Genomic DNA, 14,016 nt, shown 5'->3' with positions numbered 1-14,016 from the left:
TTAGATTTCATCGGCGAAGTGTTTGATCGTTAACCGGATCGGATTAGGCGCCGCCTGCCCTAAGCCACAGATGGAAGCATCCACCATAGTTTCCGATAACTCTTCGAGCAGCCCCGTGTCCCATTTTTCTTTGGACATTAGTTTGACTGCTTTTTCGCAGCCGACCCGGCACGGCGTGCATTGTCCACAGCTTTCGTCCTCAAAGAACCGCAGCATGTTCAGGGCTGCGTCTTTTGCGCTATCCTGATCAGACAAGATCACCACTGCTGCGGAGCCGATAAATGTCCCATGCGGTTGAAGCGTATCAAAGTCGAGCGGGATATCATTCATGGACGCCGGCAAAAGACCGGATGAAGGCCCACCAGGCTGGTAAGCCTTGAATATGTGGCCATCCAACATCCCGCCAGAAGCCTCGATAATGTCATCAATCGTTGAACCAGCAGGCAACAAATGTACGCCAGGGTTCTTGACGCGTCCGGACACTGAATAGCTACGTAAACCGGTACGGCCGTTTTTTTCGACCGAATTCAAGCATGCCGGGCCCTCGCGAGAAATGCGCGCGACCCAAAGCAGCGTTTCGACGTTATGCACCAAGGTTGGCTGTCCAAAAATACCAACCTGCGCCACGAAAGGTGGGCGATGACGTGGTTCACCGCGCTTGCCTTCGATGGATTCAATCATCGCGCTTTCTTCGCCGCAGATATAGGCGCCAGCGCCACGACGCAGATCTATAAATCCCTTTGGAACAATTCCATCTGCTTCGAGCGCTCGAATTTCCGCTCGCAGTATTTCGAGCACAGCTGGGTACTCATCACGCATGTAAATGAACGCTTTTTCAGCTTCGACCGCCCATGCGGCGATCAACATGCCCTCTAGGAACAAGTGCGGTGTACGTTCCAGATAAAAGCGGTCTTTGAATGTGCCCGGTTCGCCTTCGTCACCGTTGACGGCCAAATAGCGTGGACCGGGATTGGCGCGCACAAAGCCCCATTTCTTGCCAGATGGAAAGCCCGCGCCGCCTAGACCGCGAAGGCCTGCGTCCAACATGCTTTGCTGAACGGCTTCCCAATCACCAGACGTCTGCAACTGTTTGAGTGTTTGATAGCCACCAGATTTCAAATAATCCGAGAGCGCCTGATATTCTGGAATATGAGCATGCGCATCATTCGTTTCGATTGCCTTAGCGGCCTTTTCTGGAGTGGCATTGTCGATATGATTATGGCCAATTTCTAAAACTGGCGCAGTATCGCAGCGGCCCATGCAAGGCGCTCGAACAACGCGTACTTTGCTGGCGTCCAGACCATCTTCTAGCGCGTTTTTTAATTGTTGTGCCCCGGCCAATTCACACGACAGACTATCACACACACGGATTGTCAGAGCGGGCGGAGGTGTTTCACCCTCACGGACGACATCGAAATGTGCATAAAAACTTGCAACTTCATACACTTCGGCCTGGGAAATGCGTAACTCTTCAGCAAGCGCACGAATGTGAGGGGCAGAGAGGTGACCATATTCATCCTGAATGAGATGCAAATACTCGATCAACATGTCACGTTTGATAGGTGCGTCACCTAGCAGAGATTGAACTTCGGTTTGGGCTTGATCATCCAACTGGCGCCCTTTTGGCGTGTGACGACCCTTGCCCTTGCCCGACTTCCAAACACCCTTTTGGTTTTTCTGCACGGTTTTTCCCCTAACCCTCGTTCTTGTTATGGTTTTAAGAGGCTACCACAATCAGGACTGCGTCAAAAACGACATTCACGGGCGCAGTTCCGCTTAATTACCTTGTATGAGACATGAGGGCGTCGCAAAAACTCCTAAATTGCGCGACAAAACTATACGGAAACGCGTTTTCTCTTGGAGACAACAAAATATGTTGTGGTTTAACTTAGCAACGGTCGTTCCGGTTTGCCTGTTGGTACTTGCAGGTTTCTTTGGTGGGACATGGGCCCTCCTTGCCCTCGCCTATATGACCGTGTTTGTTTTCACGATGGACCGCCTGATTAAAGGTGCCGCTGCGCGTAAAAATTCAGACAACGAATTTCCTGCGGGGGAAGGGCTTCTGGTATTCTTGGGCCTGTCGCACATTGCTCTTGTTGTCATTGCAGTTATGGCATTGTCAGGCGTTACTGGGCTGACATGGATTGAACGTGGAATGTGTTTCATTCTGTTTGGGCAGTTTTTCGGCCAGGTCTCCAATGCGAATGCGCATGAGTTGATTCACAAAGGATCACGTTGGATGCGCCGTTTGGGTGTTGCCGTTTATACAACCTTACTTTTTGGGCATCACGCATCTGCGCATACAAAAGTACATCATGTTTTTGTTGGCAGCTGGCGTGATCCGAATACCGCACGATTGGGTGAAAGCGTGTACCGTTTTTGGCCTCGTGCGTGGTACGGATCATTCATGAGCGGACTTGAGGCGGAAAACGAGTTTCGCAAACGTTCCCAAACGCCTAAGCCCTGGTGGACGCATCCATATTGGAGCTATTTATTGGGCTCTGGACTGACGTTGATTGGCGCAATGCTGATTGCTGGTTGGATGGGATTGGCTGCCCTTCTTGCGGTTTGCGTATATGCAACGCTGCAGCATCTCGCGAGCGACTACATCCAACACTATGGCCTACAGCGCCGGAAATTGCACAATGGCCGGTTAGAGCCGGTTGGCCCAAAGCACTCTTGGAATTCGCCCCATACGTTTTCGTCAGCCATGATGCTCAACGTGCCGCGCCATTCGGATCATCATATGACACCAACCCGCCCGTTTACCGAGCTGCGGTTGGACGAAGAAGATGTACCCATGTTGCCGAAATCACTGCCAGCTATGGGGATAATCTCGTTAGTACCACCGCTGTGGCGTTACATGATGGATGAGCGCGTAAAAGCTGTCACCGGGGTCTCTTCGTCGGCGAGCTAACGCTTAGGGACTAGATTAACACCCGATGCTTTGGCAGCATGGCCCTATGCGATTTAGTTTCATTCCCCTATTTCTTATTGGAATTGCGAGCACAGCTTCTGCCGAAACACCGCTAAGCGCTGCGGAGTTCGATGAGTACACCCGCGGCAAAACAATGTTTTATGCGGCGGATGGCGCCCGTTATGGCGCAGAGCAATATCTAAGAAACCAACGTGTGCGTTGGTCTTTTCTTGATGGAGACTGCAAAGAAGGATCTTGGTACCAGTCCGGTGCGGATATTTGCTTTGTCTACGAAGACGATCCAAACCCACAATGCTGGCAGTTTTTTCTGGAACCGGGCGGATTAAGCGCCCAGTTTACCGGCGAAGGTGGTGGAGATGTCCTGTACGAAGTTGGTAGCGAAGGCGAAAAGATGCAGTGCCTCGGTCCCAAAGTAGGTGCCTGATCCTAAAACAAGTTGCCCTGATCAGGCATCGGCGGTTTGGGTTTTGGCGCTTTGCGTGCTGGCGATCCGGTGCCATCAGTGGCGTGGCGGCCATCAGCAAATTGAATTTCCAAAGCCCCTGCTTTCTTTGCCGCCTTTGCGGTTTTCACAACCTGATCACCATCCCAGATGACAGCATACCCACGGTCCAATGTTGCCTCGTATCCTAGCGTTTTACGCAAACGTTCAAGGCTCTCAAGGCGATCTTTCCAGATTCCCGTCTGTGCATTTGCGGCCGTCACAAAACGGCGGTTCAACGCATCTAGATTCTTTTTCTTTTGTTCAATGTCCCGCTGAATTGGCCGAATAGACAAACGATCGGATCGACGACCAAGGGCTTCGCGCTTTGCATCAACCGCACGGCGCAGGTTGTTTGGGCGCAGGCTTGCTGCAGCTTCAGTTAGCTTTAGGCGACGGGTATCAACCGAACGGCGCAGCGCATTCGGAAGTTTCTCCGCCGCGCGATCTAATCTTTGTGCAGGGCCTTCAAGCAGCGTATCTGCACGCGGCATCGCACGCGACAAATCACGCAAGCGTTGGCCGCGCTGCGAAATTCCGTAAGTCAAAGCTCGCGTTAGACGCGCTCCTTGATCATCGACCCAACTGAGCAATTCCAGGCGTACAGGAACGGCCAGCTCTGCGGCGGCCGTTGGCGTTGGGGCACGTTTGTCGGAGGCGAAATCAATTAGAGTGGTATCTGTTTCATGCCCAACGGCAGAAATCAGAGGAATATCAGAGGCCGCCGCCGCCCGAACGACCGCTTCTTCGTTGAACCCCCACAAATCTTCGAGGCTACCACCACCGCGTGCCACAATGATCAGATCAGGACGCGGCAGCGCACCACCGGGCGTAAAATTGTTAAACCCTTCGATGCCGCGCACCACTTCGGGTGCACATTTGTCGCCCTGCACAGCAACCGGCCAAATCAACACCTTGCGGGGAAACCGGTCACGCAGGCGGTGAAGAATATCGCGAATAACTGCACCTGAGGGAGAGGTCACAACACCGATCACTTCGGGCAAGTAAGGAATCGCTTTTTTGCGCGACGGATCAAACAGGCCTTCGCCAGCCATCTGCGCTTTGCGTTTCTCTAGCATAGCCATCAATGCACCGACACCCGCGGGCTTCATGTCTTCGATAACAATCTGATATTTGGATTGCCCGCCAAAGGTCGTGATTCGACCTGTTGCGACGACTTCCATGCCTTCTTCGGGGCGCATGGGTAGCTTGGACACCACGCCCTTCCAAATAACCCCAGAAATCACTGATTTATCGTCTTTTAGATCAAGGTAGACATGGCCCGAGCGTGGAAAAGACACTCGGCCAAGCTCTGCACGGATTCGCACATGGCCAAAGTTGCCTTCGATCACCTTTTTAATGGCGCCAGAAAGCTCTGTTACTGAAAATTCTGGGGCGTTTTCGCCCTCTCTTGGGTCGTCGATCAGATCAGACATCTGGCCTCGCTTGATGAATGTGCGTTCCCAGCTTAGAACGCCTACAACAGAAGGCCAAGCGGAAGGGCGATCATGAACATTCTTATTCTAGGTAGCGGTGGGCGCGAACATGCTTTGACATGGGCGGTAAAGCAAAACCCAAAGTGCGACCGGCTGATCGTGGCACCAGGCAACGCAGGTATTGCGCAAATTGCTGAGTGTGCTGATCTGGATATTGAGAATGGCGGTGCAGTCGCAGCATTCGCGGAAGAGAATGCAATTGATTTTGTGATCATCGGCCCGGAAGCTCCGTTGGCAAAGGGTGTTTCAGATCGCCTGCGTGAAGCGGGACTCCTGGTCTTTGGCCCATCTGAAGAGGCTGCTCGCCTAGAAGCTTCGAAATTCTTCACCAAAGAGATTTGCGCGGCAGCGAATGCGCCAACTGCTGGCTATGGCCACTTTAAAGACGCTGAAGCAGCCAAGGCCTATATCCGCGCCAACGGTGCGCCTATCGTTGTTAAGGCAGATGGCCTTGCTGCGGGCAAAGGCGTGATTGTTGCGATGGAAGAACAAGAAGCGCTCGACGCGATTGATGACATGTTTGGTGGTGCATTCGGCGGTGCTGGTGCAGAAGTCGTCATTGAGGAGTTTATGGACGGCGAAGAAGCATCGTTGTTTGTTTTGGTTGACGGAGAAGAGGTTCTTTCCATCGGCACGGCGCAAGATCATAAGCGCGTCGGCGAAGGCGACACTGGCCCCAACACAGGTGGTATGGGCGCGTATTCTCCAGCTCCAGTGTTATCAGCTGAAATCGAACGCAAGGCGATGGACGAGATTGTTAAGCCAACAATGTCTGAAATGGCAAAGCGCGGAACACCGTTTCAAGGTATTCTATACGCAGGCTTGATGATCAAAGATGGCCAGCCGCGTTTGGTTGAATACAACGTGCGTTTCGGCGATCCCGAGTGCCAAGTCCTGATGCTGCGTTTGGGTGCACAAGCCTTTGATCTCATCCATGCGGCTGCTGAAGGTCGCCTTTCAGACGCGCAAGTGAATTGGGCAGATGATCATGCGGTAACTGTTGTTATGGCAGCTAACGGTTATCCGGGTGCGTATGAGAAGGGTTCAGAGATCAAGGGCCTGGAAGGCTTGCCAAATGATAGCATGAATGTTGTCTTTCATGCCGGAACCAAATCTGCGGACGGTAAAACCTTGGCAACGGGTGGGCGTGTTTTGAACGTCACCGCGCGCGGAGAAACACTGCAAGACGCACGCGATAGAGCTTATGAAATGGTAGAAGCGATTGACTGGCCTGGCGGGTTTTATCGTCGTGATATTGGCTGGCGCGCGCTTTGATTGAACACCAGTATGCGAGGGGTTTCACCCCTCGCGCTCCCCAAGGTATTTCGATCAAGAAAAAACGCTATTTACATTTCATCGCTTGATCGAGTGCCTTAGATGAAAAACCTTCTATGCTTTTGGATTCTATGGTTTGGCCGTTGTAAGTGCTGGCAATAATTGTTTGCCAATTTGCATCGACTGTAATCATTTCAGGTGTCGAGTCGCATGTACGAATGCCACCGATGATAAAATCATCCCCAATTCTATGATTTGTCAGACCAGGTTTTGAGGCAACTTCTGTCAAAGCACCCTTTTCAAATCGCCAAACCCGCAATGTCTTGGCCAAGTGCGGACGATCGATATAGGCGACTTCGACGTGACCATCGCCATCTAGGTCCGCTGCACCAATCGGTGCAAGCCAGCGGTTTGTTCGGCCGATATGTGGCGTTGCGGTTACCAGCCCATTTTCGTCATAGATGGATAAGCGCGCACCGCCAGATTGGCTGCTTTCGACAACCATAACCTCGTTGTCACCGTCATTATCCAGGTCAGCCAGACGCGGCTCTAGATCTTCAAAGACACGATCCTCTGGCAACACCAATCGCAGGCGCTTCCCGTCTGACACTCGTATTTCTAGCGTGCCCCATTCGATCGCATCGCCCAATACACCATGTGCATAACGTGTTGTTGGATCGTCAAACTTCGCCGAAACGATCTCTGCTGATGCGGCGTGCGCAAAAAACGCCGTAAAGCCCGCAAACAGCGCTCCTGAGATAGGTAAAATGCGGCGTACAAGCCTCGACCCAAAGCAGGCCAAATGACGCTGTTTCATATCTGTTCTTTGCACACCGCCCATCATCAGATTTGCTTTTCAGGCATAAAGACTTTCAAACCATCAAGCTGTTCGCTGACTTTGATCTGGCATGTCAGCCGCGAGCGGCTCATGTCTGGTTGGAACGCAAAGTCCAACATGTCTTCTTCCATGTCATCCATAGGCGACAGTTTTTCGACCCAAGCTGGATCTACATAGACATGACAGGTGGAGCAAGCACACGCGCCACCGCAGTCAGCTTCGATACCTGGAATGTTATTGTCGCGAGCGCCTTCCATAACGGTCAGCCCGTTGGCGACCTCTACAGTGTGCTCGGTACCGCCGAATTCGACATAGGTGATTTTTGCCATCGTTCGTATCTTCCTTGCATAAGTTGCAAACTACCTAATGGCGCACCTCTTTTCTTGCCAGCCCCTTTTCAAGGAATTTAGATAACGGTTGCGACAGTACATACATTTTCTGCATCTGCTTCGCATTTCCACGTCAATTTGCGGGCCTAAAGTATCCCACCGGGCCAAACATGAGATGTTGCAGCTGGAACGCGATGCTTATGAAGCGTTGCCTAAATCCGCCGAGAGGCTTTTGACGGAACTAAAATACGTCTACACAATTAAAAACAAACGCCCGAACACAAGGCCGAGCATGACACTGCGCCCTATTTTGATGACGTTAACGGCGCTCTCCATTGGAGGGTGCTCTGTGGCTGATGTGACAGCTCCTGATCTCGCAGCGTTAAAGGAACCGGCCCTTCAGCATCGCCAAGAAAAAGGCCCGCCGGGTGCACCTGCGGGAACATGCTGGGGGAAAACTGTCTCGCCAGCTGTTATCGAAACGGTCACTGAACAGATTGTGGTTCAGCCAGCAGAAATATTAGCGGATGGCACTGTCGTTAGCCCCGCTATCTATAAAACAGAGACATTACAGCAAATTGTCAAAGAGCGGCGCGAGACATGGTTTCAAACGCCCTGCCCTGATGTTTTGACGGAAGAGTTCGTAGAGTCGTTGCAACGTGCCTTAAAAGCACGTGGCCATTTCCGCGGTGGGATTAGCGGCGAAATGGATGCACGAACACGCGCGGCCATTCGGCGTTATCAAACGCCTCAAGGTCTGGATTCTGGTATCTTAGCTTTGGAGACTGGGCGGCAACTTGGTCTGGTCGCCGTTGAACGAGACGTTCAGTAGCCTATAATGAAAAAAGGGCGCCCTGAGGCGCCCTTTGCTCTAATTCTTAAGTGTTACTCTTCTAGGCCTAAGGCAACAAACCTAGGCTCTCCACCTCGACGCACGAGCAGCAAGATTGATTTGCGACCTGCGTCGGTGGCTTCTTCAATCCGCGCTTCTAAGTCTGCGATAGACTGCAGGTTTTGCTGGCTGGCCTCGACGATGAGATCGCCTTCACGAAGGCCTTTCTCAAAGGCTTTAGACGTCTCGTCGACTTTGCGGACAACCAGCCCAATGGATTCGGCATCCAAACCAAGCTCTGTCCGAAGCTCGTCAGTGACAGGTGTTACCGTCAAGCCAAGCAGTTCCTTTTCGCTTTGCTGATCAGGCGTACCTTGCGCAACAGCTGGAACCGCAGCTTCTGCTTCTTCGCGACGTCCCAGAGTAACCTTCAACGTCTGTGTTTTGCCTTCGCGCAAGATCAACACGCGAACTGCTTTACCCACGTTCGTATTACCAACTTCGCGAACGAGCCCACGTACATCGGCAACATCTTTGCCATCAAAGCTTAAAATGATGTCGCCGGCTTCTAGACCTGCTGCCTTTGCGGGACCTTCTGGCACGTCGGTGATCATCGCGCCCGCAGCAGCTTCGAGGCCTTCAACAGCTTCGATCATATCTTCGGTGACATCTTGAATGCGCACACCAAGCCAACCACGGCGGGTTTCGCCAAATTCTTGTAGTTGGTCCACGACGCGCGTCACCACATTGGATGCCATTGAGAAGCCGATACCGATCGACCCACCATTCGGGGATAGGATTGCAGTGTTCACGCCGACAACGTCACCATCCATATTGAACAAAGGACCACCAGAGTTACCGCGGTTAATGGCAGCATCAGTCTGAATGTAGTCGTCATATGTGCCGGAAAGGGCGCGATTTCGAGCGGATACGATCCCAGCTGAAACCGAGAACCCCTGACCTAGTGGGTTACCAACGGCCATGACCCAATCACCAACACGAGCTGTGTCGCTGTTTCCAAAGTTTACGAAGGCGAGCGGCTCTTCGCTCTCAACTTTCAGCAGCGCAATATCAGTGTTTGGATCTTTACCAACCACAACAGCAGGAAGTTCTTCGCCAGAGAAGAATTCAATTAAGATTTCATCGGCACCATCAATAACGTGATTGTTCGTCACAACGAAACCGTCTTCAGAAATCACGAAACCTGAACCAAGCGCTGAACTGCGACGAGGTCGGTCAGATTCGCCGTCGCCTTGGCGATCTTGAAACTCTCTAAAAAAGTCTTCAAAGGGGCTGCCTTCTGGAACAACTCCGCGTGGACCGGTACGACCGGCGACCACAGTAGATGTTGTAATGTTCACAACAGCGGGGCTGACCTGCTCGGCAAGTTCAGCAAAACTGTCTGGCCGGGCCTGCGCGGAAATGGCCTGAGCCAAAAGCAACATGATGGCCAAAGCTGACAGCCAAATGGCGCGTATCTGGCCTATCGAAATAACTGGAACGGAAACGGCGGTTGGTTTCACCCGTAAACTCCTTTGATATGTGTTCCTCTGGTCATCGTACCCCCGACGCACGACGTCTCTTTCTAACATAGGGCGTATCTTGCCCGTCACAACATTAGGAAGAAAGTTTCAATTGGTTGTGATGAAACCGTGAGGTGTCAGAATAAATTTTATCAAGCTACCTGGCCATACTGAGACAACCGGTTCCAAAAAGAAATTGAATTTTCCGAAAAGCTCATGAAAAGGTAGTGAAATCACTACCTTAACTAAGTTCTGGTTGCTTTGACTAAATCTTTCGTGAAGGATCATTTTAAGACTTTTGATTTTTGGAGTTATTGCCCACAATTTTATACCCGTTTCCAAATTTAGGAGGTAGTCTCATGCATAGTTGGTTTTCTAAGAAAATTGGCGAAATGACGGAACTGGCACAATACTGTCATTTCCCGGTTTTGCAGGCCCACTTTGTTCTAACGCAAAAAGCCGTAGATGAACTTTATGGCAAAACCACCGAGCAAACAGATAGTTTGGAAACAATTCTGCCCATGCTCATTAGCGACGCAAAAGATAAGGGCCAATTAGAGGTCTTAAAGCATCTAGAGCGCGCAGCGATTGCCATTGCAGAAACACCTAATTCATCTGAAAACATTGTACGGCTAGACTTTTCAGATGCAGAACGGCGTACAAGCCAAAGTGGCTATCTCTAAGCACCAATTATCTGTGCAACCAAAACCATTACGATACCTAGACCGCATGCGAGTGCGCCGAATGCGCGACGCTTTTTCAACGTCAGAGATTTGAGCGACTTTAACAGCTCTTCAATAAGCGAAGGGGCCAGCGCATAGGCCAGCCCCTCAAAGATCAGTATAATTCCTAGAGCAAGAAACGCGGTCGCGATCATTGTGCCCCAGTGTCTGATTTCAGGTATTCAAAGAATTCGCTGTCTGGTGACATCACCATAGTCGAATTATCTGACTTCAATGCACCACGGTACGCTGCAAGCGAGCGGTAGAACCGGAAGAATTCCTGATCCGCACCATATGCTTCAGCGAAAACAGAGTTTCGCTCCGCATCAGCTTCACCACGAATGATCTCAGACTGACGTTTTGCATCGGACACAAGCTCAACCACTGTACGGTCGGCTTGAGCACGGATGCGTTGTGCGGCCTCTTGGCCACGGGCGCGTTCGTCCGTTGCTTCGCGTTCACGTTCTGCACGCATACGGCCGAAAGTCGCGTCCAAGTTTTCACGCGGCAAGTCAGTGCGTTTCAGACGCACGTCAACGATCTCAAGGCCAAGACCACGAGCTTCGATGATGGCGGCGTTCCGAATGCGCAACATTAACGCAGCACGATCAGAGCTTAGGATGTCATTAGATGACACAGAACCAAGCACTTCCCGTGTTTCCGCCCGCAGGATGGAATCAAGACGACGTGCAGCTGTTGCTTCACCGCCAGAACCAACCGCTTGACGGAACTGGTTAACGTCCACAATCCGGTACCGTGCAAAAGCGTCAACAACGATACGACGATCATCCAACGGGGTGACTTCGAGTGGGTCCACATCTCGTGACAAGATGCGGTCGTCATATGTGACTACTTCTTGAATGAGCGGAATTTTGAACGCCAAGCCTGGATCTTCCTTAACCGCAACAACACGGCCAAACTGAAGAACCAAAGCCTTTTCACGTTCGTCTACGATAAATACCGAAGACAAAAGCGCGGCAATCGCGACGACGAGAAGCACAAGTAGAGGCATAGAACGGTTCATTAGTTGCTCCCCTTCTTCAATTCATTCAGCGGCAGATAAGGCACAACACCTTGGCCTGATTGCTGCTCATCAATGATGACTTTATCAACACGACCTAGAACCTCTTCCATGGTTTCCAGATATAGACGCTTACGCGTCACTTCAGGTGCCTTGCGATATTCATTCAAGACAGCAGTGAAACGGCTCGCTTCACCTTCAGCTTGGTTCACAACCTGAGCACGGTACCCTTCAGCTTCTTCCAGAATCTGAGCGGCTTCACCACGCGCACCAGCTAGGCGGGCGTTTGCATAAGCGTCAGCTTCTTTTTGCGTCCGGTCACGTTCCTGCTCGGCGGCTTGAACGTCACGGAATGCATCGATGACCTGTGTGGGCGGGTCAGCTTTGTCAAAGTTAACACGGACGATGTTTACGCCAGAGTTATAGGAATCTAGCGTGAACTGGATAAGATCTTTCAAACGGTCCGCAATGGACGCACGATCACGGTTCAAGATCGGCGCAAGATCAGACTGCGCAATAATTTCGCGCATAGCCGATTCAGACACAGCACGAATAGTCAGCTGTGCATCGCGCAAGTTGAAGAGGAATTGAGCAGGATCATTGATGTTCCAAACAACTTGGAAATCAATATCAACAATGTTCTCGTCACCAGTCAGCATCAGACCCGCGTCAGACCCACGGGCGCCAACGCCAATGTCTTCGATCTGTTCACGTGTCACTGGAATAACCTCTGCAGTGACCAATGGCCACGGCGCAAAGTTTAGGCCTGGATTGCCTGTCGCTGAGTATTCGCCAAGGAATAGCTCAACAGATTGTTCTTCGGGCTTAACTGTATAAAAGCTGGCCATGCCCCAAAGCACGACAGCAGCCAAAACGCCAAGACCTATTGTTCCTTTGCCGATGTTTGGCCCCTGACCACCGCCAGAACGGCCACCGCCACCAGATCGACCGCCGCCATCGCGACCACCCATCAAAACGCGCAGCTGGTCTTGACCCTTTTTCATAAGATCATCAATGTCAGGGATCTGAGGGCCGTCGTCCTTAGGACCACGGCCACCGCCATTTTTGCCGCGATCGTCGCCGCCGCCCTGATTTCCGCCGCCGCCCCAAGGACCGCCACTATTGCCTGCCATAAAGGAATATCCCCTTCCGTAATTCAATTACGCACCACACTAACCTGTGTGGTGCGTGAAGAAAATCAACCCGTACGGGTCGGTGTTTTCATTGTAACCAATTCTTCGGACATCGTAGGGTGAACCGCAACCGTCCTGTCGAAATCTTCTTTGGTAGCGCCCATTTTAACCGCAATACCCGCAAGCTGGATCATTTCGCCGGCTCCTGGTGCCACGATATGGCATCCTAGAACCTTGCGGTTCGCTTGACTGACAACCAACTTCATAAAGACTTTTTCACTGCGCCCAGCAAAACTTTGCTGCATGGGTTTAAATGAAGTTGCGTAAACTTCGATTGGGCCCAGCGCTTTGGCTTCTTCTTCAGACAGGCCAACAGTCCCCATTTCCGGCTGAGTAAAGATCGCCGTTGGGATCAAATCATGATCTGGTTTCGTCGGATTGCCCTTGAATACAGTCTCGACAAAGGCCATGCCTTCGCGAATTGCAACAGGTGTCAAATTTGCACGATCGGTCACATCACCTACAGCATAAATCGAAGGGACACCCGTCTGGCTGTATTCGGAAACGATGATTTCACGCTTGCGACCAAGTTCAACACCCAACGCCTCTAATCCAAGACCATCGGTGTTTGGTGCGCGCCCCGTTGCAAACATGACTTTATCAAACAGCTGAGTATCGCCATTTGTATCTGTTACGCGAACTTGAGATCCGTCTTTTTCAAGCTTAACAGCATTCGTATTCAGACGAAGGTCAACGCCACGCTCAATCATTTCGTTGGCAACATGCGTCCGGGCTTCATCGTCGAAACCACGAAGGATCTGTTCACCACGATAGAATTGTGTGGTTTTCACACCCATACCATTCATGATGCCTGCGAATTCACTGGCAATATAGCCGCCGCCCACAATCAAAATTGATTCAGGCAAGGCGTCCAAATGGAAAATGTCATTGGAGGTAATCGCGAGATCAATGCCTTCGATTTCAGGCTTTGTCGGGCGACCACCAACAGCGATAAGAATGTGTTTCGCAGTCTTTTCCGTACCATCCGCTAGTCGCACAGTATGTGCATCTGCTACGGTCGCGCGTTGGTCGAAGGTCTCAACATTATTATTCTTTAGAATACCCCGGTAGATATTTTCTAGCCGGTCAAGTTCCGCATACATTTTGCCTTGGAAGGTTTTCCAATTGAATGCACCAGGTTGAATATCCCAACCATAGGCCTGCGCATCTTCAACCATTCCACCATATTCGCTGGCAAAAACCATCAGTTTCTTTGGGACACAGCCACGGATAACACAAGTACCGCCATACCGATCTTCTTCAGCAAGGGCGACTTTAGCGCCTTCTTGTGCAGCCACACGCGCAGCACGTACGCCGCCTGAACCGCCACCGATGACGAATAAATCAAAATCAAAGTCCATTAGTGCT

The 14,016-nt window shown here is 51.4% G+C and carries 14 protein-coding genes; 5 read left to right on the top strand and 9 right to left on the bottom strand.

The annotated features are described in order from the left end of the window. Positions 1-1,683, bottom strand: coding sequence for an NAD(P)H-dependent oxidoreductase subunit E (locus Q4544_RS03645; RefSeq protein ID WP_303504126.1), 1,683 nt, complete (start codon positions 1,681-1,683; stop codon positions 1-3). A 190-nt stretch (positions 1,684-1,873) separates the two neighbouring features. On the opposite strand from Q4544_RS03645, the gene Q4544_RS03640 reads away from it, so the two are divergent. Together Q4544_RS03640 and Q4544_RS03635 are read left to right on the top strand one after the other, a co-directional pair. Further along, complete coding sequence (locus Q4544_RS03640) at positions 1,874-2,917, top strand: alkane 1-monooxygenase (RefSeq protein WP_303504125.1); 1,044 nt, start codon at positions 1,874-1,876, stop codon at positions 2,915-2,917. A gap of 46 nt (positions 2,918-2,963) precedes the next feature. Continuing rightward, positions 2,964-3,362: a hypothetical protein gene (locus Q4544_RS03635; RefSeq protein ID WP_303504124.1), complete on the top strand. Its 399-nt coding sequence runs from the start codon at positions 2,964-2,966 to the stop codon at positions 3,360-3,362. 2 nt (positions 3,363-3,364) lie between these two features. Here the strand turns inward: Q4544_RS03635 and xseA are convergent, their stop codons facing one another. Continuing rightward, the gene (gene xseA / locus Q4544_RS03630; protein ID WP_303504123.1) at positions 3,365-4,855 is read right to left on the bottom strand and encodes an exodeoxyribonuclease VII large subunit; all 1,491 of its coding nucleotides are present in this window, start codon (positions 4,853-4,855) and stop codon (positions 3,365-3,367) included. A gap of 72 nt (positions 4,856-4,927) precedes the next feature. Between xseA and purD the strand changes: the two genes are divergently transcribed. Then, entirely contained in the window at positions 4,928-6,190 is a 1,263-nt protein-coding gene (gene purD, locus Q4544_RS03625; protein ID WP_303504122.1) for a phosphoribosylamine--glycine ligase, read from the top strand. Positions 6,191-6,257: 67 nt separating this feature from the next. Here purD and Q4544_RS03620 read toward each other — a convergent pair whose 3' ends face one another. Then, positions 6,258-7,007: a VCBS repeat-containing protein gene (locus tag Q4544_RS03620; protein ID WP_303504121.1), complete on the bottom strand. Its 750-nt coding sequence runs from the start codon at positions 7,005-7,007 to the stop codon at positions 6,258-6,260. A gap of 26 nt (positions 7,008-7,033) precedes the next feature. Next, positions 7,034-7,357, bottom strand: a complete 324-nt coding sequence (locus Q4544_RS03615; RefSeq protein ID WP_303504120.1) for a 2Fe-2S iron-sulfur cluster-binding protein — start codon at positions 7,355-7,357, stop codon at positions 7,034-7,036. A gap of 292 nt (positions 7,358-7,649) precedes the next feature. Between Q4544_RS03615 and Q4544_RS03610 the strand changes: the two genes are divergently transcribed. Beyond that, entirely contained in the window at positions 7,650-8,189 is a 540-nt protein-coding gene (locus Q4544_RS03610; protein WP_303504119.1) for a peptidoglycan-binding domain-containing protein, read from the top strand. Positions 8,190-8,242: 53 nt separating this feature from the next. Here Q4544_RS03610 and Q4544_RS03605 read toward each other — a convergent pair whose 3' ends face one another. Then, on the bottom strand, positions 8,243-9,634 hold the full coding sequence (locus tag Q4544_RS03605) for a Do family serine endopeptidase (RefSeq protein WP_303504434.1): 1,392 nt from the start codon (positions 9,632-9,634) through the stop codon (positions 8,243-8,245). Between the two features lie 437 nt (positions 9,635-10,071). Here Q4544_RS03605 and Q4544_RS03600 point away from each other — a divergent pair, with 437 nt between their 5' ends. After that, positions 10,072-10,395, top strand: coding sequence for a hypothetical protein (locus tag Q4544_RS03600; RefSeq protein WP_303504118.1), 324 nt, complete (start codon positions 10,072-10,074; stop codon positions 10,393-10,395). On the opposite strand, the gene Q4544_RS03595 is transcribed toward Q4544_RS03600, so the two are convergent. The 4 genes from Q4544_RS03595 to gor form a co-directional block, all read right to left on the bottom strand. Beyond that, positions 10,392-10,589: a DUF2065 family protein gene (locus tag Q4544_RS03595; RefSeq protein ID WP_303504117.1), complete on the bottom strand. Its 198-nt coding sequence runs from the start codon at positions 10,587-10,589 to the stop codon at positions 10,392-10,394. The two genes, Q4544_RS03600 and Q4544_RS03595, sit on opposite strands and share 4 nt — an antisense overlap. Then, positions 10,586-11,458 carry a protease modulator HflC gene (gene hflC / locus Q4544_RS03590; RefSeq protein WP_303504116.1) on the bottom strand — a complete coding sequence of 291 codons (873 nt, stop codon included), beginning with the start codon at positions 11,456-11,458 and terminating at the stop codon, positions 10,586-10,588. Before hflC ends, Q4544_RS03595 begins: the two co-directional genes overlap by 4 nt. Then, complete coding sequence (gene hflK, locus Q4544_RS03585; RefSeq protein ID WP_303504115.1) at positions 11,458-12,588, bottom strand: FtsH protease activity modulator HflK; 1,131 nt, start codon at positions 12,586-12,588, stop codon at positions 11,458-11,460. The genes hflC and hflK overlap by 1 nt, the downstream gene beginning before the upstream one ends. Positions 12,589-12,653: 65 nt before the next feature. Beyond that, on the bottom strand, positions 12,654-14,009 hold the full coding sequence (gene gor, locus Q4544_RS03580) for a glutathione-disulfide reductase (protein ID WP_303504114.1): 1,356 nt from the start codon (positions 14,007-14,009) through the stop codon (positions 12,654-12,656). Positions 14,010-14,016: the final 7 nt, after the last annotated feature.

The organism is Cognatishimia sp. 1_MG-2023 (assembly GCF_030548175.1).
In the GTDB taxonomy this organism is placed as follows: domain Bacteria; phylum Pseudomonadota; class Alphaproteobacteria; order Rhodobacterales; family Rhodobacteraceae; genus Cognatishimia.
Note: the sequence above shows the minus strand (reverse complement) of the source record. Positions and strands in the feature narration are given on the sequence as shown.

Bases quoted from the DNA above. Each gene is read 5' to 3' on its own strand.
- xseA (WP_303504123.1), bottom strand. From the start codon at position 4,855: ATGTCTGATCTGATCGACGACCCAAGAGAGGGCGAAAACGCCCCAGAA.
- Q4544_RS03600 (WP_303504118.1), top strand. From the start codon at position 10,072: ATGCATAGTTGGTTTTCTAAGAAAATTGGCGAAATGACGGAACTGGCA.
- Q4544_RS03595 (WP_303504117.1), bottom strand. From the start codon at position 10,589: ATGATCGCGACCGCGTTTCTTGCTCTAGGAATTATACTGATCTTTGAG.
- hflK (WP_303504115.1), bottom strand. From the start codon at position 12,588: ATGGCAGGCAATAGTGGCGGTCCTTGGGGCGGCGGCGGAAATCAGGGC.
- Q4544_RS03610 (WP_303504119.1), top strand. From the start codon at position 7,650: ATGACACTGCGCCCTATTTTGATGACGTTAACGGCGCTCTCCATTGGA.
- Q4544_RS03620 (WP_303504121.1), bottom strand. From the start codon at position 7,007: ATGAAACAGCGTCATTTGGCCTGCTTTGGGTCGAGGCTTGTACGCCGC.
- purD (WP_303504122.1), top strand. From the start codon at position 4,928: ATGAACATTCTTATTCTAGGTAGCGGTGGGCGCGAACATGCTTTGACA.
- hflC (WP_303504116.1), bottom strand. From the start codon at position 11,458: ATGAACCGTTCTATGCCTCTACTTGTGCTTCTCGTCGTCGCGATTGCC.
- Q4544_RS03605 (WP_303504434.1), bottom strand. From the start codon at position 9,634: ATGTTGCTTTTGGCTCAGGCCATTTCCGCGCAGGCCCGGCCAGACAGT.
- gor (WP_303504114.1), bottom strand. From the start codon at position 14,009: ATGGACTTTGATTTTGATTTATTCGTCATCGGTGGCGGTTCAGGCGGC.
- Q4544_RS03635 (WP_303504124.1), top strand. From the start codon at position 2,964: ATGCGATTTAGTTTCATTCCCCTATTTCTTATTGGAATTGCGAGCACA.
- Q4544_RS03640 (WP_303504125.1), top strand. From the start codon at position 1,874: ATGTTGTGGTTTAACTTAGCAACGGTCGTTCCGGTTTGCCTGTTGGTA.
- Q4544_RS03615 (WP_303504120.1), bottom strand. From the start codon at position 7,357: ATGGCAAAAATCACCTATGTCGAATTCGGCGGTACCGAGCACACTGTA.